Raw genomic sequence first — 23,147 nt, forward strand, 5'->3', positions numbered from 1 at the left:
AGCGAAGGGCGGGAGCCTGGGGGTCGCGGCGCAGCACGAAGAAGTACGGCGCGGGCATGCCCCGCGCGTCCATCACGCCCAGCAGCGTGTCCGCGTCCACCTGGCGGAACACGTCGTTCGTCGGCCAGTCGTCGTAGATCATCGTCGCGCTGAGCCTCCCCCGGTACTCCGTCATGCGCAGCCGCGCCTTGAACTTCGCGGTCTCCACATCCGCCCGGTGCGGCCCCACGGGCCCGCGAATCGTCGGCGACGGCCACTTGCGCGGATCCACCGGGAACACCGCCGCGCGGTCCTCCGTGAAGAACAGCAGGGGGTGCACGCTCTCCGCGTCGATGAACTGCTTTCCGTACCAGCCGGTCGCGCTGAGCATCCCATCCATCGGGTGCTCCGTCTGGAGCTCACTGCCCTTCCACGTGCCCCGCATGAACGCGAGGTCCACCGTGGACAGGCTGTCGAACAACGCGAGCGCCTCATCCGCGCGGATCCGCCCGGCTCTCACCGCTTCGTCGAAGGTCATGATCGCCCTCCTGCCTGCATGCGCAGCACCGGTTTGACCGCCGTGCGCGTCTCCATCTCGTGGACCGCGTCGTTGATGGCCTCGAAGTCGTGGCAGCGGATCAGCTTCTCCAGCGGGAAGCGTCCGGCCGCGTGCAGCGCGACCAGCTTCGGGATGAACGTCTTCGGGTCGGCGTCCCCTTCGAGGATGCCCACCAGCTTCCGGCCGGCGAGCAGGGCGTGCATCGGCAGCGTGACCTCCGCCGCGTCACGGCCCGGCAGCCCGAGCAACCCGCATGTGCCCCGGGGCGACTCCAGTTCGACCTCGTCGATGACGAAGGGACCCATCACCGTCTGCAGCAACGCGGCACGCACCGGAAGAGCCATGGGCCCATCCTATTCTTATTGGCAACCCGCCAACAATGCCGCCCTGGAACCGCCGGGTGGGTCCTTTTCTTCACCCCATGGAACGTTGACTTGTCGTCATGCGCGGACGCTGGGAGAGCAGGGAAACAGCAGGCCGCCAGGCGGGCGTGTCGCCCAGCCGTCCTCATGCGGCCCGTCCCACGAGAGGTGTGTTAACGCTCGGATCCATGAGCCACGGCCCTGAATCCCGCGCGCCTCTGGGAAGCGTCCACGCGGTCGACGACCCTCGGTTGTCCCAAGAGAGCGCCGCCTGGGTGATGGAAGGTGGGGGGGACATGGGCGCCCTCATGCGGACGATGGACTGGTCCGCGACGGCGCTCGGTCCCGTGAGCGACTGGCCCCTGTCGCTGCGCACCATGGTGAGCACGTGCCTCAACAGCCGCTTTCCCCTCCTGGTGTGGTGGGGCGCGGACATGGTGATGCTCTACAACGACGCCTACCGGGTCATCCTTGGCGACAAGCACCCGAGGGCCATGGGGCAGCGCGGACGCGAGCACTGGGCGGAGATCTGGCACATCATCGGTCCCATGCTCGAAGGCGTCCTCACCCGGGGTGAGGCGACCTGGTCCGAGGACCAGTTCCTGCCCATCCAACGGCACGGGTTCACCGAGGAGACCTACTTCACCTTCTCCTACAGCCCCATCCGCGATGAGAGCGGAGGCGTGAGCGGCATCTTCACCGCCGTCGCGGAAACCACTGCCCAGGTGCTGGACGCGCGGCGGATCACCCTGATGCAGACGATGGCGGCCCGGACGACGGGAGCCCAGAGCGTCGCCGAGGCCTGCGCCCGGGCGATGGAGGCCCTGGCGGAGGATCGCTCGGACATCCCCCTCGCCGCGCTCTACCTGCTCGACGCGCAAGGGGCCGCGGCCCACCTCACGGCCCACACCCCTTCCCAGGGGGACGGCCCGGCCTGGCCCCGGGAGGTCCTCCTCTCCGGCGCCCCGGAAGCCCCGTGGCCCTTCGCTTCAGTCGTGAGCACGGGGCAGCCAGCGCGAGTGGACGGCCTCCGGGAGCGCCTCGGTGCCCTGCCCTCGCACGAGGGCAGGCCCACGCCCACCTCGGCGCTCGTCGTGCCGGTGGCCCGGCCCGTCGACGCCAGCCCCACCGCGCTGCTCGTGGTGGGACTGGCCCCGCTGCTCGAACGCGATCCGAAGTACCGCGCCTTCCTGGACCTCGTGGCCAGCAACCTGGCCGCGTCCATCGTCAGCGCCCGGTCCTACGAGGAGGAGACCCGGCGGGCGGAGGCGCTGGCGGAGCTCGACCGCGCCAGGACGGCCTTCTTCAGCAATGTCAGCCACGAGTTCCGCACGCCCCTCACCCTGATGCTGGGGCCCGTCGAGGACGGGCTCGCGGATACGCAGGCCCCGCTTCCGCCCGCCCAGCGCGAGCGACAGGAGCGGGTGCGCCGCAACGGCCTGCGGCTCCAGAAGCTCGTCAACGCCCTGCTCGACTTCGCCCGCATCGAAGCGGGCCGTGCCCGGGCCTCCTTCGTCCCCACCGACCTCTCCGCCTTCACCAAGGACCTGGCCAGCAGCTTCGATTCGGCGATGACGTCCGCGGGCCTCCGGTTGGCGGTGGACTGCCCGCCCCTGCCCGAAGCCGTCCACGTCGATCCCACGATGTGGGAGCAGGTTGTCCTCAACCTCGTCTCCAACGCCTTCAAGTACACCTTCGAGGGGGAGATCCGCGTCGCGTTGAAGTGGGAGGGCCCGAGCGTGGAGCTCACCGTCCAGGACACCGGCGTGGGCATCCCGGAGGAGGAGCTGCCCCGCATCTTCAACCGCTTCCACCGCGTGGAAGGGGTCCGTGGCCGCAGCCATGAGGGGACGGGCATCGGCCTGGCGCTGGTGCAGGAGCTGGTGAAGCTGCACGGCGGGACGGTGCGCGTGCGCAGCACCCCCGGCACGGGAACCACCTTCACGGTGAGCCTGCCCACGGGCTCCGCGCACCTGCCCCCCGGACACGTGGACACGGACCGGTCGCGTGAGTCCCCGCGCGGCGGGCCGGAGGCGTTCCTCGCGGAGCTGTCCCAGTGGAACGGGGCCGGGGCCTCTCCCCTGCCTCCCACCGCGACACCCACCGCGGCCCAGGCGAGGGCCCGCATCCTGCTGGCGGATGACAACGCCGACATGCGCGACTACCTCACGCGCCTGCTGGCGCCGCGCTGGAGCGTGGAGACGGCGACCCACGGCCTCCAGGCGCTCGAAGCGGCCCGGGCCAACCCGCCGGACCTCATCCTCTCCGACGTGATGATGCCGGGCATGAACGGCACGCAGCTCATCCAGGCCCTGCGCGCGGACGAGCGCACCCGGACCATCCCGCTGGTGCTCCTGTCCGCCCGCGCGGGCGAGGAGGCCACCATCGAAGGCCTGCGCAGTGGCGCGGACGCCTACCTCGTCAAACCCTTCTCCGCGAACGAGCTGGTCGCACGCGTCGAATCCCAGCTCACGGTGTCCCGGCTGCGGCAGGACGCCCTCCAGGCGGAGCGCACGCACGCGGAGCAGACCACCCGCCTGCTCGAAGCCTCCCGGCTGGCCACCCGCTCGCGGGAGGAGACCCTCGCGGTCGTCAGCCATGACCTGCGCTCGCCGCTCACCGCCATCGGCACCGCGGCCGAGCTGATTCAACGGGCCCTGGGCCACGATGAGCGCGATCCCCGGCTGCGCAGGCACACCGACTCCATCCGCCGCTCGGTGGGCCGCATGAACCTGCTCATCGCGGACCTGCTCGACCTGGCGAGCATCGACGCGGGCACGCTCTCCATCGACGTGCGCCCCCAGACGGTGGAGGAGCTCGTCCGGGAGGCGCGGGAGCTCTTCGAGCCGCAGGCCACCGACAAGGGCCTGCGCTTCACCGTCGACCTGGAGCCCGGACGCGTCCTGCGGTGCGACAAGGAGCGCATCCTCCAGACGCTCGGCAACCTGCTGTCCAACGCCATCAAGTTCACGCCCCCGGGCGGCAGCGTGGGCCTGAAGGTGGAAGCGGAGGCAGGGACGCGGGGCGTGCGCTTCGGCGTGACGGACACCGGCCCGGGCATCTCCGAGGAAGCGCAGTCGCGCATCTTCGACCGCTACTGGCACGCGGCCCAGAAGCAGCGGGAGGGCCACGGCCTGGGCCTCTCCATCGCGAAGGGCATCGTGGAAGGCCACGGGGGACGGCTCTGGGTGGAGAGCGCCGAGGGCCGGGGAAGCACCTTCTGGTTCTTCCTCCCCGCCGAACCCCACGCGCGGCCCGTGGCGCGCGCGGCTTCGCACGTGAAGGGCCAGCCCCCGCTCGCGCCACGCAAGGCGGGCCGGGACGAGGCATTCATCCAGGCGGGCGGCGAGATGGGCTCCCTGCTGCGAGCGCACGACTGGTCCACCAACTCCCTGGGCCCGCTCGAGGAATGGCCCCAGTCGCTGCGGACCTCCGTCAGCACGATGCTCCGCTCGCCCTACCCCATCATCCTCTTCTGGGGTCCCGAGCTGCGCATGCTCTACAACGACCCGTTCCGTCCCATCCTGGGCGCCAAGCACCCCCAGACCGTGGGCGCCCGGGGCAACGAAGCGCTCGCGGAGGAGTGGGGGCAGTTGGGCCCCTTGATGATGCGCGTCCACGAAACGGGCGAGCCCCTGTTCATCGAGAACGGGAACGTCAATTTCGCGCGGCGGCCGGGAGGCCTGCGGGAAGAGTCCTACTTCACCTGGTCCTACAACCCGACCATCGGTGAGTCGGGGGAGATCGCCGGCCTCTTCGCCATCGCGAGCGAGACGACGCGCCAGGTGGTCGGCGACCGCCGGCTCGCCATCCTCCGGGAGCTGTCCATCCGCACGGCGCTCGACAAGAAGGTCGAGGCCATCTTCCGCTCGCTGGAAGAGGTCCTCGCGCACGCGGCCCACGACCTGCCCTTCTCGCTCCTCTACGTCGTCCGCGAGGGCAAGGCCCAACTGGTGAGCTGCGCGGGCCTCCCGCGGGGCGTGGCCGCATCCCCCGTGGAAGTGCTGCCGGACAACACGGCGTCCTGGCCGCTCGAAAGCGTCGCGCGCTCAAGGCAGGAGGCACTGGTCGACGACCTGCCCACGCGCTTCGGCCCCCTTCCCGGCGGCCCCTGGCCCGAACCCACGACGCGCGCCCTCGTGCTTCCGGTGCCCATGGGCGCGGACACCGAAACCACCGGCGTGCTGGTGGCCGGCCTCAGTCCCCTGCGGGCCCTGGACGACGAGTACCGCGGCTTCCTGCAACTGCTGGCGCGGCAGCTCGCCGCCAGCGTCTCCAGCGCGCGCGCCTACGAGCAGGAGAAGCAGCGGGCGGAGGAGCTGGCCCAGCTCGACCAGGCGAAGACCGCGTTCTTCAGCAATGTGAGCCACGAATTCCGCACGCCGCTCACGCTCATCCTCGGCCCCGTCGAGGACGCGCTGTCCAAGGCGAACAAGTCGCTGGAGGGCGAGCCGCTGGAGCTGGTGCGGCGCAATGCCTTGCGCCTGTACAAGATGGTCAACACGCTGCTCGACTTCTCCCGGATGGAGGCCGGAAGGGCCCAGGCCAGCTACGTGCCCACGGACCTGTCCACCCTCACCACGAGCCTCGTGAGCGCCTTCCAGTCCGCGGTGGAGAGCGCGGGCCTCAAGCTGGTGGTGGACTGCCCGCCCCTGCCAGAGCCCATCTACGTGGACCCGGACATGTGGGAGAAGGTTGTCCTGAACCTGCTCTCCAACGCGGTGAAGTACACATACCAGGGCGAGATCCGCGTGCGGCTCCAGTGGCAGGACGCGCAGGCGGTCCTCACCGTCCAGGACACCGGCGTGGGCATCCCGGAGGAGGAGCTGCCGCGCGTCTTCGAGCGCTTCTACCGCGTCCGCGCCACCCAGGGCCGCAGCCACGAAGGGACGGGCATCGGCCTGGCGCTGGTGCAGGAGCTGGTGAGGCTGCACGGGGGCAGCGTCGCGGTGGAGAGCCGGTTCGGGGAGGGCACCACCTTCACCCTGCGGATGCCGAAGGGGTTCGCCCACCTGCCCCAGGAGCGCGTGGAGCGCCAGGCCCGGCCGCGCGTGGCCGCCGCCGGGGCCGCGCCCTTCGTCGAGGAGGCGCACCGCTGGTCGCAGGACGTCCTGGCCCCGGGCACGCAGGAGCACTCCCCAGCTCAGGGGCCGGTGATGGAGCTGCCCGAGGAGCTCGCGCGCTCCCGCATCCTCCTCGTCGACGACAATGGCGACCTGCGCGCCTACGTCGCCGGGTTGCTGCGGCAGGGCTTCCCGAACATCGAGACCGCCACGGACGGACTGGACGCCCTGGAACGGGTGCGCATCCAACCGCCGGACCTCATCCTCTCCGACGTGATGATGCCCAGGCTGGATGGCTTCGGCCTGGTGCGCGCCCTGCGCGCCGACGAGCGCACGCGCGCCATCCCCATCATCCTGCTCTCCGCCCGCGCGGGCGATGAGTCCACGGTGGAGGGACTGCAGACGGGGGCGGATGACTACCTGGTGAAGCCCTTCTCCTCGCGCGAACTCCTGGTGCGGGTGCGCACCCAACTGGACATGGCCCGCGTGCGCCGCAAGGTGGTCCGCAACGAATTCGAGAAGGAAGCGCTGCGCGAGTCCGTGCGGGTGCGGGACGAATTCCTCCGGCTCGTCAGCCACGAGCTGCGCACGCCCGTGAGCGCCCTGGCCCTCAACGTCCAGGGCTTGAGTCGTGAAGCCCAGGCCGAAGCGTCGCCCGCCATCCTGCGAGGCAAGGCCCGCTCGACGGAGAAGCAGCTGCATCGCCTGTCGCGGCTGGTGGAACGGCTCCTGGATGTTTCGGAGCTCGTCACCGGCCCGCTGGAGCTCGCGCGGGAGGACGTGGACCTCTCGCGGGTGGCGACCACGGTCGTGGAGCAGTCAAAGGAGAAGGCCGCCCGCGCGGAGTGCCTCCTCACCGTGACGGCGCCCGAACCGGTGGTGGGCCGCTACGACCCGGCGCGGCTGCACCAGCTCATCGACGGCCTCGTCGACAACGCGCTCAAGTTCGGAGCGGGCCGGCCCGTAGGGGTGACGGTGGAGCGGACGGGGGACCAGGCGGCCCTCACGGTAGTGGACCACGGCGAGGGCGTCGCGCCGGAGGACCAGGAGCGCATCTTCGGACGCTTCGAGCGCGCCGTGCCCGCGAACCACCACGGCGGTTTCGGCCTGGGGCTGTGGATCGCCCGCCACATCGCGGAGGCGCACGCCGGAAGCATCCGCCTCGCGCCCACGCCAGGAGGAGGCGCCACGTTCACGCTGGTGCTCCCGCTGGACGCGGCGTGAGGCCCGGCGCCCCCTGATGACGGGGAACATCGGCCGGTGACGGGAGTCACCAGGGCGCGGGGCTCCACCGCCTCCAGGCGTCAGCGCCATTCCAAGACAAATCCAGGGGTTGCCCGTGTACCGGGCGCCTCGCGAGGGCTGGCACGGCCGCTGCTATGGGTTCCGGCATCGACGCACGCTGGACTCCCTCCTTCCTGGAAAGCCCCCGCCATGAGCATCTCGCCCACCCGGAACACCCAGTCCCTGTTCACCCGCGCCCCCGCGCGGACTGATGCCCCCGGCCTGTCGGGCCTCACGGGCACCCCGGCCACGTTCCAGCCTCAGACGAAGGTGGGCCCCCAGGTCTCCCCCCGGCTGGCGGCCCTGCGGCAGGACGGCTTCGACGCGGGCCCCGGCAAGGACGCGCAGGCCCTGGGCAAGCTGCTCCAGGACACCCTGACGGCGCTGAACACGCTCGCGCAGCTGGTGGGCGGCATGGAAGGCATGCAGGGCGCGCAAGGGGCCCAGGGCGTCCCCGACCTCGGTGGAGCGTCGGACGCCCAGTCCTTCTCCGACAGCAGCTTCACGCCGCAGGACTGCACGAGCCCGTCGCCCGTGGAGCTCAGCCCCAGCCCCGTGGGTCCGTCGTCCGCGCAGGGCACCAGCACCAGCCCCACGGACACCAGCGGCACGCCGAGCGCCACGGGCGCCAGCGGCACGCCGGGCTCCACGGGCACCAGCGGCACGCAGAGCTCCACGGGCGCCAGCGGCGCCACGGGTGGCTCGAAGCTGGGCGGCAACCTGCCCCCCGGGCTGGAGAAGTTCCGCGGCGCCATCGAGTCCGCGTCCGCCAAGACGGGCGTGCCGGCGGAGGTGCTGGCCGCGCAGATCTGGCAGGAGTCGCGCGGCAACCTGGAAGCCATCTCCACCAACGGCGGCAATGGCCTGACGGACACCGGCCTGATGCAGGTCAACCCCAACACGTACAAGGAACTGCAGGCGAAGCACCCCGAACTCCAGGGCAAGGACCTCTCCGACCCGGAGACGAACATCCTGGCGGGCGCCTGCTACATGAAGGACATGAAGGAGCAGTTCGGCGGCAGCATGGACCTGGCCCTGCGCGCCTACAACTCCGGGCCGAACGGCGTGGACAAGAGCAACCCGGACGCCATCCCGGCCGGCACGGGTGACGCCACCTACGTGCAGAAGGTGAAGAGCTTCGCGAACATCCTGGCCACCGGCCAGGGCACCCTGCCGGCGTAAGGCAGGACCCTCACGGAAACCGGCGATCCTTTGCGCCCCATCATCGATTCATGAGATGGGGCGGGGATGTTCGACCCCGTCACGCTCGACCAGCTTCGCGCCTTCGTGTCCGTCGTCGAGGAGGGGAGCTTCTCGGCGGCGGCGCGCAAGCTTCACCGCGTGCAGTCCGCCATCAGCACCGCGATGGCCAACCTGGAGTCTCAGCTGGGCGTGCCGCTGTGGGATCGCTCGACGAAGGTGGCCACGCTGACGCCCCAGGGGCAGGCGGTGCTCGCGTCGACGCGGCGCGTGCTCTCCGAAGTGGACGGGCTGCGGCGGCTCACCACCGGCATGACGCTGGGGCTCGAAGCGTCGGTGTCGCTGTGCCTGGATGCCTTCTTCCCCCTGAAGGCGCTCATCGACCTGTGCGCCGCGTTCACCCGGGAGTTCCCCGCGGTCGACCTGCGCGTGGACACGCAGATCATGTCCGCCGTCTCCGCTCGCGTGCTCGACGGCACGGCCACCCTGGGCGTCGTGAGCCCGGCGGGGCTGGCCCGGGGGCTCGAAGCGCAGGCGCTGTCGCCCATCCGCGTGCTGCCCGTCGTGAGCCCCGGCCATCCGCTGGCGGCCTTCAAGGGACGCATCGCCAACCGGCACTTCGTCGACGCGATTCAAATCGTGCTCTCCGACTGCGACGATGAAGGCATCTCCGACCAGGTCGGACTGTCCCCGCGCACGTGGCGGGTCGGCGACCTCTACACCAAGCACGAGATGCTGCGCGCGGGCCTGGGCTGGGGCAACCTGCCGGAGCATCTGATCCGCGACGACCTGCGCGAGGGCCGGCTGGTGGCCATCCGGCCCATGGCCTGGGGCACCCACGAGAACACCCTCAAGCTCCTGGCCATCTACCGCGGCGACACCGTGTTCGGCCCCGCGCACCGCTGGCTGCTGGAGCAGCTCACCCAGCTCTGCGCGCGCGAGGCCCGCCGCCAGCGGACGGGGTGAGTCAGACGCCGTCGTGCACCGGCCGCATGTTGGCGCTCCACAGGGCCCACATGCCCGCGCACAACGCGAGGCTCAGCGGCAGGCTCCAGAGCGCGACGACGGTCGCCACCAGGTACACCGGGAACCCCAGGCGGTAGTGCCACGTGAGCCGGTGTTCGAGCGCATCCGGAGCATGCTGCCGTTGCAGCAGGGACCACAGCAGGTTGTAGGCCAGGTTGATGAGCACGAAGAGGCCCGAGTAGAGCGCCCCGGCCATGGAGCCCGAGGGCTCCATCAGGTGGGCCGACAGCAGCGACGTCGTGAACGGCACGAGCGTGGTCAGCAGCATCAGGAACCCGTTCGCGAAGAGCACCGGCGTGTCCGCCCGGCGCGCGAACTTCAGGATGCCATGGTGGTCGATCCACATGATGAGGACGGTGCTGAAGCTCGCCACGAACGCCAGGTACGTGGGCCACCGGGACGCCAGCTGCCACAGGAGCGTGCGGGAGTCCCGGGCGGAGTCCGTGAGCTCCGGCTTCAGGTCCAGCGCCAGCAGCGTGATGACGACGGCGAAGACGCCATCGCTGAACGCTTCGAGCCGGGCGTTGTCCGGCCTTTCGGTGTCCGGCATGGCGGGGCCCCCTACAGCCGGCTGCGCACCCACAGCGCCAGGGCCACGGGGGCCAGGAACGACGCGAACCCCAGGTGCTGGACGCCGAACGCGCCCCCCAGACAGCCCAGCGCGAACGCCAGGATGATGAAGCCCAGCGAGCGGTGCTTGCCGGCGTTCTCCGGGGCGCCCGGGATCACCTTCTCCACGAACCACTGGGTGACGTTGCCGGTCATCACGGTCGTCATCGGTCCCAGCGAAGGCGACACCCGGTGCATCGCGTTCTGGATGCCCATGGCGATGACCGCGAACACCACGACGACCTTGTGCGCCGCCGTTCCCTGCACGAAGAGGGGCACGGCCGCCGCCGCCCCGAAGGCCACCGCCTGGAGGAGCAGGAGCAGCCGCGCGGACCCCTCCGCCCGGCGACGGTGCAGGTGCGTGGCGCAGTAGACGGCCAGGACGAAGATGGGAAAGGTCGACAGCTTGAGCCACTCGTCGGCGTTGGCGTTGCGCGCGAGGTCCGCGGCGAGCACGACGAAGTTGCCGGTGACGTGCGCGCAGAAGATGCCCCCCGCACCGACGAAGGTGACGGCGTCCGCGTAGCCCGCGACGAACGCGAGCGCGGCGGGGACCCATGCGGACTTGAGAGCGGGGCTGGGAGTCATTGGAAGGTCGGTGCCATGGGTCAATAGGTGAAGGTCGTCCAGGTGCCGAAGAAGTCGACGTCCCGTCCGGTGACCGTCCGCAGCGCGGGCCCGGCGAAGACGTGCGAGTACTCGGCATTGAACATGAGGTGGCGCGTGGCGCGATAGCCGAGCGACAGCGAGAGCTGCGCACCGGTGTAACGCGCCCGTGAATCCATGGGAGACACGAGGACGTCCCCCGGCGGCGTGTAGACGGCGTCCTGGACGGACTGCCGGAAGAAGAAGACGCAGCCCGCCTCCAGGGTGACGGCGTCCAGGTCCCACTGCACGAGCGGATGCGCTTCGTACAGGTTCGACGGGTAGATCAACGGCAACGCGCTGAAGAAGGTCTGGTTGGGAAACCACGCATGGAAGGTGGAGACCCGACGGTCGTCGGCGTTCCGGTCGCCGCTCAGCGCATCCCCGCGCACGCCCACCCGCAGCGGCGCGAAGGACAGGCGCTGCCACAGGCCTCCCGCGAGTCCCCAGGCCAGGACGTCGGCGTCGCCCACCGTGCCGGCCTGCGCGAGCGCATGCACGATGTACTCAAGGCCGCCTTCGGTCTGACCGAACACCCGCAGGCCCAGCATGTGGCGCACCTCGCGCCCTTCGACCGCGCCGTAGGTCACCGAAGGACGGTCGCGCCCCAGATAGAAGGCGTCGAACGAGAGCTGCTTTCGCGGCAAGACGGCCACGGTCGCGTAGAGGCCCCAGAACCGGCTCCGCCACGAAGGCGCATCATCGAACACGCCGCGCACCAGCCTCGGCACCACGCCGCCAAAGCCCTCCACGTTCCAGCCCTCGCCCGTCACCGTGAGGCGGGCCAGGTCGAACGCCTGACGGACATTCGTGCCATCCCGCGTGCTCACCCACCGCGTGGACCCCAGCGACATCTCCTGGCGTCCCACGCGGGCCACGAAGCGGGCCTTCTGGCTCGCGGCGCTCCACTCGACGAAGGCCTGCTGCACGTCGAACAGGTCGCTGCCCGGCGGCTCATCACGGGCGGGAGCCCCGAGCGCGTAGTGTCCTCCCAGTTGGACGAAGGCACGCAGGGGACCCACGTGCGCGTCCACGTGCAGCAGATTGCGGGAGAACAGGACGCTCTCGGACTGCGGACCGTCCAGCCCTTCGGTCAGCTCGTAGCGCAGCCGGTGCTGGCCCCCGAAGGAGAGGTACGCCCGTTCTCCCAGGGGGATGTATTTGACGCGGTCGAACGGATCCTCCCCGGGCCGCAGGAGGGGATCCGACCAGTCCTCCAGGTAGCGGATCGCGGCATACCGGGGCACCGAGCGCGGCTCGGGGACGTCTTCCGCCCGGGCCGCGAGCGACACGCCCAGCAGCCCGGCGACACCGAGGAAGAACCCGCTCCGTGAAAGGCTGCGCATGAAGGCGTCCCGCGTCCCTTCGCTCAGAACGCCCAGCAGGAGCAGCCCAGGAGGCCCCAGAACGTCGGGTCCTCCGCGACGGGCACCGGCCGCCGCCAGGCCGCCTTGCCATGCGCATGCACGCCACAATCATGCGGCGCGGCGTGTCCCGGAGCCACGACGTGAGCCTCGCGGGCCTGCGCGGTGGCGTGCGCATACCCGCCGAAGCCGCGGACCGGAGACCAGTCCGGCATCGCCGGGGGCAGCGGCGGCGCGAAGCCCGAGAAGCCGCCCGCGCCGTGCACGACCTTCCCGCCGACGATCGTGAGCACGGACTCCAGCTGGGAGATGGCATCGGCGGGGACGCTGAAGTAGTCCGCCGACAGCACGGCCAGGTCCGCGAACTGCCCCACGGCGAGCTGCCCCTTCTTGCCCGTCTCCGAGGAGAACCAGGTGTTGCGTTCGGTCCAGAGCCGCAGCGCGGTCTCCCGGTCGATCAGCGCGTCCTCGCCGTACAGCGACGTCCCCCCGACGGTCTTCCCGGTGACGAGCCACGACAGCGACACCCACGGATTGTAGGACGCGACGCGCGTGGCATCCGTGCCGGCGCCCACCGGGACCCCGGCGGCGAGCATGCGGGCGATGGGCGGCGTCTGGGCCGCGGCCGCCGCGCCATAGCGCTCCACGAAGTATTCGCCCTGGTAGGCCATCCGGTGCTGCACCGCGATGCCGCCGCCCAGCGCGGCGATGCGGTCGATGTTCCGCTCCGAGACGGTCTCCGCGTGGTCGAAGAACCAGTGCAGCCCCCCGAAGGGCATGTCGCGGTGGACCTTCTCGAAGACATCCAGGGCGCGCGAGATGCTCTCGTCGTAGGTCGCATGCAGGCGCCACGGCCAGCGGTTCTCCACCAGCACCCGGACGACCTCTTCCAGTTGGCCTTCCATGTCCGGCGGCAGCTCCGGGCGCGGTTCGCGGAAGTCCTCGAAGTCCGCGGCGGAGAAGACCAGCATCTCCCCCGCTCCGTTGTGGCGGAAGTGGTCGTCGCCCTGCCCCGGCCGGACCTGCTTCGTCCACGTGCGGAAGTCGGCGGCCTCCTCGCCCTTGTGCTGGGTGAAGAGGTTGTAGGCGATGCGCAGCGTGAGTTCGCCCGCGTCCGCGAGCTTCTGCACGACGGCGTAGTCGTCGGGGTAGTTCTGGAAGCCACCGCCCGCGTCGATGACGCCGGTGATGCCCAGCCTGTTCAGCTCGCGCATGAAGTGGCGGGTGGAGTTCTCCTGATACTCCAGGGGCAGCTTCGGCCCCTTCGACAGCGTCGCGTAGAGCAGCTGCGCGTTGGGCTTCGCGAGCAGGAGCCCCGTGGGGTTCCCGTGCCGGTCGCGCTGGATTTCGCCGCCCGGCGGGTTTGGCGTGTCCTTCGTGTAGCCACAGGCGCGCAGCGCCGCCCCGTTGAGCAGCGCGCGGTCGTAGAGGTGGAGGATGAAGACCGGCGTCTCCGGCGCGACGGCGTTCAGCTCATCCAGCGTCGGCAGGCGCCGCTCGACGAACTGGAGTTCAGTGAAGCCGCCCACCACCCGCACCCACTGCGGCGCGGGGGTGACGGCCACCTGCTGACGCAGCATGCGCATCGCATCCGCGAGCGACCGGACGCCATCCCAGCGCAATTCGAGGTTGTAGTTGAGCCCGCCTCGAATCACGTGGGTGTGGCTGTCGATGAGGCCGGGCACGACCCGGAGTCCCCCCACGTCGATGACCCGGGTGTCCGGGCCCCGCGTCTTGAGGATGTCGCTCGCCGCCCCCACCGCGGAGAACCGGCCGTCCGTGATGGCGACGGCTTCGGCCTCGGAGGCGCCAGGAAGCAACGTGGTGAACCGGCCGTGGTGCAGGATGAGGTCGGGGGGCATGCGGCGTGTCCCTTCAGGGGTTGGGGCGTGAGGGCGGCGCGTCCCCCGAGGGGGGCACGCCGGTGACCTTCGGGACGCACTCCTCGGCGAGCCACGCCGCCGTGAGCGGTTCCCGGCGGAGCAGCCGGCGACCGACGGGCACCAGCTGCTCTCCGAGCAGGATTCCCAGCAGTCCCGCCAGTGCGACGAGGGGCGGCGCGGGGGAGCGGACACCGAGCAGGCCGTAGAGGAACCCAATCAGCGTCCCCGCGGCGATCGACACCAGGTAGATCTTCATGACCGCGGTCAGTGACCGCCCTCGCCACCGTTGAACATGGTCTTCGCGTAGAGCAGGCCGATGCCGTAGGCGCCGCCCGACTCCTTCGCCAGGTTCACGACGGCGTCGTAGGTCTTGCTCCGGGCCCAGTCGCGCTGCAGCTCGAGCAGGTACTGGAGCGATGTCATGGGCCGCGCGCCCGCCTGGATCATCCGCGCCATCGCCCGCTCGTGGGCCTCCGTGGAGACATCACCACACGCGTCGGCGATGACATAGACCTCGAAGCCCTGCTCCAGCGCGGACAGCGCGGGACCGACGATGCACACCGACGTCCAGAGGCCCGCCAGCACGATGCGCGACTTGCCGATGGCGTTGACCCGCTCCGCGATGCGGGGGTCTTCCCAGGTGTTCATCGAGGTCCGGTCGATGGCCACCTCCTCCGGAAACGCGTCCTTCAGCTCCGTGAACATCGGACCGGAGAAGGACTTCTCCGCGACGGTCGTGAGGATGGTGGACACGTTGAACACCCGCGCCGCTCCGGCGATGAGCGACACGTGCGTGCGCAGCTGGTTCGCGTGGATGGAGTGCGTCGCGAACGCCATCTGCGGCTGGAAGTCGATGAGGATGAGCGTGTGGTCGCTGGGGGTGAGAAGCGTCTTGCCAGGGGCTGCGGTCGCGGTCGCCATGGGGGATGCCCTTTCCGAGGAATGGCGGCACCCTCTCCCGTTGGCTGCGTCTCGACAATCCGCAATCGGCAGATGATTCGTATCGATTCAGCAGATGGCGCGAAGGCCCGACGGCCTCCGCGCCCTCCCGGCCGCACGCTCAGCGCGTGGTGGCCGGCATCACGCCCTGGCTGTAGTTGTCACACAGGGCCAGGTACTCGTCGCTGTCGATGGCGAGCGCGGAGACGCGCTGCTTCTTCACCTTGGGCTTCGCCAGGGTGGTCTTGATCTGCACCATCTTCAGGATGGGGATGCCCATGTAGCTCTGGTCGACGTAGAGGTTCTCCTTCATCTCGTCCCAGGCGATGAGCACGCCGTCAGCGAAGCGGATGCCGTCCCGGCCAATCAGCAGCGCGGGCTTGTCCAGGCTGCCCAGGCCCTTGACGCAGTTGAAGAACATCCAGCCCGCGCCCAGCACGACGATGCCGAAGAAGGCCATCGCGCCCGTCTCCCCCAGCGACCGGTAGGTGAGCGCCCCGAAGAAGGCGAGCGCCAGCGCCCAGATGACCGCGCCCGCGATGAGCTTGAGGCGCGAGTTGTAGACCGCGTGCGGCTGTTCGGCTTTCTTCTTCGACTGGGGGTTGCGGTAGATTTCCATGAGGTGATGCCCGGTGTTGGGGGGTGAAGGTCAGCCGGCCAGGCGGTCTGACAGGTAGGCCAGCAGCACTGGCGCGTTGGGAATCTTCGCTTCGTCGATCTTCCGGGGCTTGCCCTGGGCGACGATGACCAGCTCGCGGGTGGACACGCCGGTGTCGAACTCGTCCTGGACACGGATGCTCTCGATGTCCTCCCAGCGCAGCAGGCGCCCCTTGTGGGTCAGCCCCGCGTCGTCCAGGGTCAACGGCCCGAAGCGCACCGCCTGCCCCTCGGCGACCTCACGGCTCACGCGCTCCAGCAGCTCCGGGACGACGTGCTCCATCACCCCCTGGTGCAGCGCCTCCGCGTCGCTCCACAGGTTCAGCCGCAGCTTGTAGCTGCCGCCCCGGTGCCGCAGGACGATGCGGTCGTGGTTCTGGATTTCGAGCACCGACTCCACGTCCCGCCAGGCGATGCGGACATCGCCCGCGCGCAGGCCCTGGTCGTCCAGCGACAGGGAGTGTGGCGCGCGCATCCAGACAAAGAGGTCGCTGGCCCGCCAGCCGATGAGGTAGATGCCACAGGGCAGGCCGAACAGCAGGATGAAGAACCCCATGTTGCTGCGCAGCAGGCCCATCACCATGTCCAGGGGCAGCAGGTGCACGCCCGCGGGGGCAAGCAGCGCGGCGACCACCAGGTAGCTCAGCACGAGCCCCGCGAAGAACCAGAAGAGGACGGGCGTCGGGAAGACCAGCGAGTGCGAGCGTTTCAACCGAAGTCTCCAAACGGGCCGGGGATGGGCCGGGGTCGGGGCTTCGTGAGCCTCAGCGACGAGTCCGCACGCTATAAACAATCGCATGTGTCAGCGCGATGTCTTTCGTCCGGTTCGCGACTTCTCACGCCCTGAGACCGTCTATGTTTGTTCTTCACGGAGTCCCGTGATTCCAAACGCCACCGGGATAAGGGCTTACGCCGCGAATCAGCCCCCGAAAGACGGGGCTTCTCGGCTAGGGTCCCGCCATGTCCAACGACTTTGAACCCATCGACAGCAAGCGCGCGAACGAGCTTCTCGCGGACATCCTCGCGACCCCGTTCGATGAGGACGACGATCAGCTCCAGTTCGTGCTCCACCGGGGCAACCTCTCGATGCCGGGCGACTTCCAGCTCGACAGCAACGAAGTCGTCATCGTGAACGGGGACATGGCGGTCGCGGGCTGCCTGGCGGACTCGTTCGAGAACGAGGACGACTTCTCGAAGCTCTACGTGCTGGGAAACCTGCGCGCGCGGGACATGGTCTGCGGCTCGGAGGTGCACGTGACGGGGAACCTGGACGTGGCGCACGTGCTGTACGCCAACTCGTTCGACGCGGACACCCTGCACGTGGGCGGGACACTGAGCGCGAAGATCCTCATCGAGGAGGGCCACCAGGTGGAGTTCGGCACACTCGCGGTGGAAACCCTCATCACGGACGATGAGACCTGGCGCGAGGTCAAGAAGGATGCCCAGGTGGGCGACTACGGCAAGACGCTCAAGCCGCACCTCGTGGGCAAGGGCGGTCGCTTCATCCTGAGCGAGGCCCTGCACAAGGACCTCCAGGAAGGACTCTCCATCCTGCGCTGAAGCAGGAGTCAGATCACGGGCCGTGCTCCACGGCGCGGCCCGCGTCCTTGCGATTCTTCGCGGGGCGGTCCCAGGCCTGGAGCGACTGCACCAGCCCGCAGGCTTCCAGAGCGCGCAGGCTCAGCCAACCGAGGTCCACCTCCTCCGCCCGCATCCCCATCCGCGCCGAATTGGCGAACGCGTGGTGGTTGTTGTGGAAGCCTTCGCCAAACGACAGGACCCCCAGAAGCCAGACATTCGTCCCGCTCTCCGTGACGCCCGGGATGACATGCCGCTTCTCACCCCAGACGTGCGCGGCGTAGCCCACGAACCAGTGCCCCAGGATGCCGCCCGCGGTCCGAGCACAGACAAAGACAGCCACCGCGCCCGCCCCGCCCACCGCGAAGGTCACCGCCGCCAGCGCGAGCACGTGCAGGGGCCACGTCCACTCCAGGAAGCGCAGCCACCGGTCCTCCATGACGCCCGGAGGCAGCCGCGCGAGGGCGCGGTCATCCGCCGCGTCGAAGCGCAGGTGCAGGTTCCACACGAAGTCGCGAAACACCGAATGCCGGTAGGCGAAGTACGGCGGACAGTCCTCCTGGTTCTGCCAGTAGTCGCGCACCGCGTGCAGCCGAGCCCACGACAGCGGTCCGCCCAGCCCGCTCAGGACAAAGAGGTAGAGCAGCGCCCCGCGAACCAGCGGGCTGGCCTCGAAGGTCCGGTGGATGACGCCGCGGTGCAACCCCACCGAGTGGCCCAGGCACAGCGTCAGGAAGGCCATCACCAGGGACGCGGTGAGCGTCGCGGGCGTCACGGCGGGGATTCCGAAGACGAGGCCGGGAACCAGCATGGCCCAGAGCCAGAGGCTCTTGAACGCGTCGAACCGGACCCGACCCACCGACGGGGGCACCAGGGGGCGCCCCGACACGGCTGCTGCTGCTGCTTCGGTCAACATGGGGATGCTGCCTTTCGTCGTCCCGAAGGACGCACTTCGGCGCTCCATGACCACGCTGACTTGTTAACCGCCCGCTCCCCCGCCGCCCGACGTCCCACCGCGCGCGGATACACCGGCCTCGTGGCACGCATTAGACTTCGTTCCCAGGACGCCATGCCCCTGCCCCTGTACGACTACGTCCCCCAGCTCGCCATCGTCGGCAACGCGCGGCTGCGGGGGCTGGACCTCCGCGCACAGGTGATTGATGACCCCGGAGGCGCGGCCATCCACCGGGGCCCCAACGACTTCCGGGGCTTCGAACTGGAGGGAGGCTTCGAACCTGACTTCTACGCCTGGGTCGACGCGCTGAAGGCCCGGGGGCTCGTCGCGCTCCGGGTGCTCTGGACACCGGACCCGGCGGATTGGGTCCTCGATGATCCTCCGCCTCCCCTGCCCCGGCTGCCGGACTTCGTCCTCGTCTTCAGCGACCGGGAGGTCGGGTACGCGCTCCGCCGTGAGCGCACCGGCCCTGACGCGTCCTCGCCCGTCCCCATGGAAATGGAGTCCTTCGTGCCGGTGGAGGAATCGCGGCGGCTCCCCATTCTCCCGACGGACGTCGCGGAGCGCGAGCTGCTGGAGGCGACCCGGGGCTACGTGCGGTTCCTCGAAGGCAAGGTGCCACGCGACGACACCACCGCCGTCTTCTACGAGGCCATGGGCCGCGACGCGCTGGAGCTCCTCACGGACTCCGAGGCCGGCTTCCAGGAGCGGCTCGTGGCGCGGCGTGCACAGGAACTGAATCAACTGCGCAAGGACTACAAGCCCCGGACCGGCTACACGAAGGCGATGCGCCCCCAGGTGCTCGAACAGGCGGCGCGCGTCCAGAAGATGAACGACTTCGTGCGCGTCATGGAGCAGGCGGGGCTGTCCTGGCGGACGCAGCGGCTGGCGCTGGCCGCCCGGAACATCCAGCCCCTCAACATGCGCCACGAGCGCACCTCGGAGGAGATGCTTCCTGACTACGTACGCCACCCCGGCTACGTCGCGGTCGGCTCACGGTGGGTCCGTGCCGCGGCCGACGCGCGCAACGCCGCGCTGAATGCCTCCGGCTGACGCTCAGGCCGTCCGGGCGTTCACCATCGCGATGCCCGCCAGGATGACGCCCATGGACAGCAGCATGGGCAGCGTCAGGTGCTCGTTGAAGAAGAGCAGGCCGGACAGCACGCCCGTCGCGGACACGACGTAGCCGAACTGGCTGAAGTACACCGGGTCCGCGACCTTCTGGAAATGGAAGTACACGCGATAGCCCAGGCTGGTGAAGAAGCACTGGGCCAGGATGACGCTCCACCCCGCCATCCCGGGGCGCTGCAGGCCCCCGTTCATCACCAGGAGCGGCAGCAGCGCCAACGCCCCGCCCAGCAGCATCCCGCCCGCCAGCAGGCTCGCGGGCACGCCCTTGGGCATGCGCAGCTTCCGGTACACGTTGCCCGCCGCGATGCTGATGGGCGTGCAGAGCGCCAGCGCCAGCCACCAGGAGGACCCGGTGCCCGGCGCGCTCCCCCGGCCCAGCACGAGGATGGCCGCGCCCACCAGGCCCACCACGATGCCCGCGAGCCGCAGGGGCCGGTAGCGTTCGATGCCCAGGCCCCAGGCAAAGGCATACGTGAACAGCGGCGGCAGCGTGTACACCAGCGACGTCACGCTGGTGCCCACGAACTGCATCACGATGAACGTGATGCTGTTGGGCACGGCCACGCTCAGCACGCCGGCAATCAGGCTGTAGAGCAGCACCGGCCGCGCCTCCGGGGTGCCCGTCACGCTCCGGCCGCCAGCGAACGCCAGCACCAGCCCGCTGCCGAGCGCCGGCCAGAAGGCGAAGGCCAGCGGAGTCCAGCCCTCCGCTCTCGCCACGCGGGACATGGGCAGCATGCTGCCCAGCAACATGCCGGTGGCGATGAGCAGGAGCAGCGGCGCATCCCCCCACTGCCGCAGCCGGGAGCCGACCAGCGAGGGGGCATTCATCGGGACGGGGTCACTCATCAGAAGGTGGTGCCCAGCGCCAGCGCCGCCGCCCAGAGCCCGTTGTCGGAGAAGGCGAAGCCCAGCGGCGCATCCAGGTTCATCACCAGCCGGGCTTCCACGAAGCCCGCCGAACCGTAGAAGCGCGCGTGGGGGATGAGCGCGAGGAAGGTGGGATCCGCCCCCTCCACCGCCGTGGCCAGGTAGATGGCCTGGAAGGTGGAGCCCAGGAGGACATGGGACGTGACGTCCATGGCCGCGGTGCCGGAGAACTGGAAGACCGCGTCCACCCGCTGCCCGCGCTTCTCGGAGAGCTGCGCGGACATGGGGATGCGCCCGTCCACGCCGAAGCGGAAGCGCCCCGTCTTCAGCGTCGCGTCCACCCACGGCGTCAGGCCGAGCAGGCCCGGGTTCACCAGGCTGAAGCCACTGTTGCCCCGCAGCGTGGCGGCTCTCCGCAGGAGCGCCGAGCCGAAGTCGTCCGGGTCCGTGATGAGGGTGAAGGGCAGCACCAGGTTTCCACCCGTGCGGACCTTCAACGTGCCGTCGTCGCTCAGCACGCCGCCCAGGCCCACGGAGGGATTGCCCGCCTGGAACGCGGTGGGACCGCCGGACCGGGACGGCGCGTAGGCGAAGAGCCACGCGGCGTTGAGGCTCAAGCGGTCGCTCAGCGCGATGGAGCCGGAGATGGCCGGGGCGAACACCGTCGTGGCCTGCCCGTTGAGCGACCCGGAATAGGCATACGTCTCATACAGCAGGGCATTGGGCGGACGCGGCGAAGGCCCCTGGGCGAGGGCCGCCGGGGCGGCGAGGAGGAACGCGGCGGCGCCGAGGGCGCGAAGGAAGGGATTCATGAAGGGGACCGCGGGGTGAAGGAAGAAGGAAAAAGAGGTTCAGAGGCCCACGGGCGCGAGCGCGGCGCCGAACTGGAGCAGCTCCGGCAGCAGGTCCCGGCCCAGCAGCGCTGCCATGCACAGCGTGGCGAACGCCTCGCGCTCCGCGGAGGCCCCCGCGACCACGTGCGCGTCCGGGCACGCCTCACTCGCGGTGGCGGCTAATACCTTCCCGGACTCCGGCGCCGTCTCCGACTCCGACTCGGGGAGGGGGCGCGCCGCATCGAATCGGTCGTGCGACTGGCGCAACTGGTGCGGAACCCCCGGCAGCGCCGCCGTCACCGCGCGGACCACGGGGCCCTGCCCATCGGAGACGACGCCGACGACGGGCACGTCCAGCGACCGCGCCATCTCCTGGAAGCGCGGCACCAGCTCCTCCGCGCGTTGCTCCGGCAGGCACCAGGCCGCCAGCACTTCGGAAGACAGACACTCCCGCGCCACCCACAGCACCTGGTGGCCCACCTCCGGGCGCAAGGCACTCACGGACAGCACCACCCGGCCCAGCTTCTGCGTCACCGCCTTGAGCCGGAGGCAGTCCGAAAGCCGCAGCGCCAGCAGTTCGTCGTACCGGTCCAACAGGTTGGTGACGCTGCGCTCGGAGATGGGCACATCCCGCGCGCGCAGGGCCGCGTGGATGGAGGGGACGCTGCGCTGCTCCTGGTAGCGCAGCGCCCCGATGAGCGCGATGACGTCCAGGCCGAACTCGTGCTCCGGCAGGACCCACAGCCCCTCTTCCTCCGCGCGGATGGCCTTCAGGCGCAGGGAACAGCCCTCGCGGTGACAGACCCGCACCTGCACCTTGAGCGCGACGACGCCGTTGAGCGTCACCACGTTGCGGCGCGCCCTGTAGTCGGCGGGCGTCGGCCCACCACAGGCGGCGCACTGCCGCCGCCGGTTCTCAAGACCGACCTGACGGCTGGCCGGGGGATGCGCGGTGGTGCGAGCCATGACGCCAACTCCCTTGGAGAAGAGGGGTAGACCGCCCGAAGAAACGGCGGCGTTACGGGGTGGTGCTCGCAGCGGACTTCACCGGCTGCTTCGGCTGCTTCTTCACGAGCTCGATTTCGAGCGTGATGGAGACCTGGTCACCCACCGCCACGCCGCCCGTCTCCAGGGCCGTGTTCCACGTCAGGCCGAAGTCCTTGCGGTTGATCTTCGTGGTGGCGCTGCCGCCCCGCTTGAGGTTGCCGTAGGGGTCCTTGGACTCCACGGTGAAGCCCTCGGCCTCCAGCACCACGGGCTTCGTCACGCCGCGGATGGTGAGGTTTCCCGTCAGCTTCAAGCCCTCGCCGGACTTCTCCACCTTGGTGGACTTGAAGGTGAGGGTCGGGAACTTCTTGACGTCGAAGAATTCGTTTCCGCGCAGGTGCTCATCGCGGCTGGTGTCGTTCGTGGTGACGGTCGTCGCGTCGATGACCGCCTCCACCGTCGACTTCGTCAGGTCCTTCTCGTCGATGTTCGCCGTGCCGGTCACCTTGGAGAAGGAGCCCCGCACGTTGGACACCATCATGTGCTTGACGGAGAAGAGCGCGGACGAGTTCGTCGGGTGGATCTCGTACTCGGTGGCGGCGGCGAGCGAGGGAGCGGCGAGGACGGCGGCGAGGGCGAAGGACTTGAGGAACGACGTCATGGTGTTGCTCTCCAATGGGAAACAATCACGGGGCCCTCCCGCCCTTCGCGGGAGGGCCGCCAGGAATCAGGTCGCGTAGATGCGCTTGTGGTCGCGCGTGCCCTGGTAGCGGAAGCCCGTGCCGGCGGCGTCCGCGGCGGGCCGCTCGTCCAGGTGCTCACGCGCGCGCATCACGTCCTCGTACTCGGGGATGGACAGCGCGCGGCGCCGTGACAGCCGCGCCTCCAGGCCCAGGGCCTTCACGCGCGCCTGGGCGCCGTCCTGCACGACGCCGCTGAAGAACTCCGCGCAGGAACCGCTGCCGTAGGAGAACAGGCCCACGCGCTTGCCCGTCAGGTCCTCGGTGGCGGAGGACAGGAGGCTGGCCAGCGCCAGGTACATGGAGCCCGTGTAGATGTTGCCCACCTGCGAGGGCATCACCAGGCTGTTGCCCACCAGCCGGTCGAAGCTCGCGTCGGGCGCGGCGTCCCCATCCAGCGTGCGCAGGTGCCGGTGCGCCTTGCGGGACATCTTCCCGTAGGGCACGTGGTAGACGAGCGCGGCGAAGCGGTCGCTGTAGGCG

The 23,147-nt window shown here is 69.9% G+C and carries 21 protein-coding genes; 5 read left to right on the forward strand and 16 right to left on the reverse strand.

Annotated features, from left to right (window positions below; all coding sequences use genetic code 11):
* Positions 1–517: DUF4334 domain-containing protein (locus tag D7V88_RS20730; protein WP_147448793.1), on the reverse strand; the 517-nt coding region annotated here is incomplete at its 3' end.
* Entirely contained in the window at positions 514–882 is a 369-nt protein-coding gene (locus D7V88_RS20735; protein WP_120542383.1) for an MDR/zinc-dependent alcohol dehydrogenase-like family protein, read from the reverse strand. The genes D7V88_RS20730 and D7V88_RS20735, both read right to left, overlap by 4 nt.
* Before the next feature lie 314 nt (positions 883–1,196).
* On the opposite strand from D7V88_RS20735, the gene D7V88_RS20740 reads away from it, so the two are divergent.
* The 3 genes from D7V88_RS20740 (at position 1,197) to D7V88_RS20750 (ending at position 9,413) form a co-directional block, all read left to right on the forward strand.
* Positions 1,197–7,187: an ATP-binding protein gene (locus D7V88_RS20740; protein ID WP_120542384.1), complete on the forward strand. Its 5,991-nt coding sequence runs from the start codon at positions 1,197–1,199 to the stop codon at positions 7,185–7,187.
* 210 nt (positions 7,188–7,397) lie between these two features.
* A complete protein-coding gene (locus tag D7V88_RS20745) occupies positions 7,398–8,429 on the forward strand; it encodes a transglycosylase SLT domain-containing protein (RefSeq protein WP_120542385.1) in 1,032 nt (343 codons plus the stop codon).
* A 66-nt stretch (positions 8,430–8,495) separates the two neighbouring features.
* The gene (locus D7V88_RS20750) at positions 8,496–9,413 is read left to right on the forward strand and encodes a LysR family transcriptional regulator (RefSeq protein WP_120542386.1); all 918 of its coding nucleotides are present in this window, start codon (positions 8,496–8,498) and stop codon (positions 9,411–9,413) included.
* A gap of 1 nt (position 9,414) precedes the next feature.
* Here D7V88_RS20750 and D7V88_RS20755 read toward each other — a convergent pair whose 3' ends face one another.
* The 8 genes from D7V88_RS20755 to D7V88_RS20790 all read right to left on the reverse strand — a co-directional run bounded on the left by D7V88_RS20755 (position 9,415) and on the right by D7V88_RS20790 (position 16,282).
* Complete coding sequence (locus tag D7V88_RS20755) at positions 9,415–10,023, reverse strand: TMEM175 family protein (RefSeq protein WP_120542387.1); 609 nt, start codon at positions 10,021–10,023, stop codon at positions 9,415–9,417.
* A gap of 11 nt (positions 10,024–10,034) precedes the next feature.
* Positions 10,035–10,670: a YoaK family protein gene (locus D7V88_RS20760; protein ID WP_120542388.1), complete on the reverse strand. Its 636-nt coding sequence runs from the start codon at positions 10,668–10,670 to the stop codon at positions 10,035–10,037.
* Positions 10,671–10,690: 20 nt separating this feature from the next.
* Entirely contained in the window at positions 10,691–12,073 is a 1,383-nt protein-coding gene (locus tag D7V88_RS20765) for an alginate export family protein (RefSeq protein ID WP_120542389.1), read from the reverse strand.
* A gap of 23 nt (positions 12,074–12,096) precedes the next feature.
* Positions 12,097–13,953, reverse strand: a complete 1,857-nt coding sequence (locus D7V88_RS20770; RefSeq protein WP_120542390.1) for an amidohydrolase — start codon at positions 13,951–13,953, stop codon at positions 12,097–12,099.
* 13 nt (positions 13,954–13,966) lie between these two features.
* Entirely contained in the window at positions 13,967–14,230 is a 264-nt protein-coding gene (locus D7V88_RS20775) for a DUF1427 family protein (RefSeq protein ID WP_120542391.1), read from the reverse strand.
* A gap of 8 nt (positions 14,231–14,238) precedes the next feature.
* Positions 14,239–14,895 carry a hydrolase gene (locus tag D7V88_RS20780; protein WP_120542392.1) on the reverse strand — a complete coding sequence of 219 codons (657 nt, stop codon included), beginning with the start codon at positions 14,893–14,895 and terminating at the stop codon, positions 14,239–14,241.
* Positions 14,896–15,034: 139 nt separating this feature from the next.
* Positions 15,035–15,532, reverse strand: a complete 498-nt coding sequence (locus tag D7V88_RS20785; RefSeq protein WP_120542393.1) for a hypothetical protein — start codon at positions 15,530–15,532, stop codon at positions 15,035–15,037.
* A gap of 30 nt (positions 15,533–15,562) precedes the next feature.
* Positions 15,563–16,282 (reverse strand): DUF6585 family protein, encoded by a 720-nt coding sequence (locus tag D7V88_RS20790; RefSeq protein WP_120542394.1) that lies wholly within the window; start codon positions 16,280–16,282, stop codon positions 15,563–15,565.
* Positions 16,283–16,530: 248 nt separating this feature from the next.
* On the opposite strand from D7V88_RS20790, the gene D7V88_RS20795 reads away from it, so the two are divergent.
* Positions 16,531–17,130 (forward strand): hypothetical protein, encoded by a 600-nt coding sequence (locus tag D7V88_RS20795; RefSeq protein ID WP_120542395.1) that lies wholly within the window; start codon positions 16,531–16,533, stop codon positions 17,128–17,130.
* A gap of 13 nt (positions 17,131–17,143) precedes the next feature.
* Here the strand turns inward: D7V88_RS20795 and D7V88_RS20800 are convergent, their stop codons facing one another.
* On the reverse strand, positions 17,144–18,064 hold the full coding sequence (locus D7V88_RS20800; RefSeq protein ID WP_120542396.1) for a fatty acid desaturase: 921 nt from the start codon (positions 18,062–18,064) through the stop codon (positions 17,144–17,146).
* 153 nt (positions 18,065–18,217) lie between these two features.
* Between D7V88_RS20800 and D7V88_RS20805 the strand changes: the two genes are divergently transcribed.
* Complete coding sequence (locus D7V88_RS20805) at positions 18,218–19,156, forward strand: hypothetical protein (protein ID WP_120542397.1); 939 nt, start codon at positions 18,218–18,220, stop codon at positions 19,154–19,156.
* 3 nt (positions 19,157–19,159) lie between these two features.
* Here D7V88_RS20805 and D7V88_RS20810 read toward each other — a convergent pair whose 3' ends face one another.
* The 5 genes from D7V88_RS20810 to D7V88_RS20830 form a co-directional block, all read right to left on the reverse strand.
* Positions 19,160–20,065 carry a DMT family transporter gene (locus tag D7V88_RS20810; protein ID WP_158625119.1) on the reverse strand — a complete coding sequence of 302 codons (906 nt, stop codon included), beginning with the start codon at positions 20,063–20,065 and terminating at the stop codon, positions 19,160–19,162.
* A gap of 17 nt (positions 20,066–20,082) precedes the next feature.
* Complete coding sequence (locus D7V88_RS20815; RefSeq protein ID WP_120542399.1) at positions 20,083–20,916, reverse strand: hypothetical protein; 834 nt, start codon at positions 20,914–20,916, stop codon at positions 20,083–20,085.
* A 39-nt stretch (positions 20,917–20,955) separates the two neighbouring features.
* Positions 20,956–21,903: a hypothetical protein gene (locus tag D7V88_RS20820; protein WP_120542400.1), complete on the reverse strand. Its 948-nt coding sequence runs from the start codon at positions 21,901–21,903 to the stop codon at positions 20,956–20,958.
* A 52-nt stretch (positions 21,904–21,955) separates the two neighbouring features.
* Positions 21,956–22,585 (reverse strand): YceI family protein, encoded by a 630-nt coding sequence (locus D7V88_RS20825; RefSeq protein WP_120542401.1) that lies wholly within the window; start codon positions 22,583–22,585, stop codon positions 21,956–21,958.
* A gap of 66 nt (positions 22,586–22,651) precedes the next feature.
* Positions 22,652–23,147 (reverse strand): hydroxymethylglutaryl-CoA synthase (locus tag D7V88_RS20830; RefSeq protein WP_279636057.1); only part of this gene is annotated, 496 nt, incomplete at its 5' end.

The organism is Corallococcus terminator, from assembly GCF_003611635.1.
Lineage (GTDB): Bacteria > Myxococcota > Myxococcia > Myxococcales > Myxococcaceae > Corallococcus > Corallococcus terminator.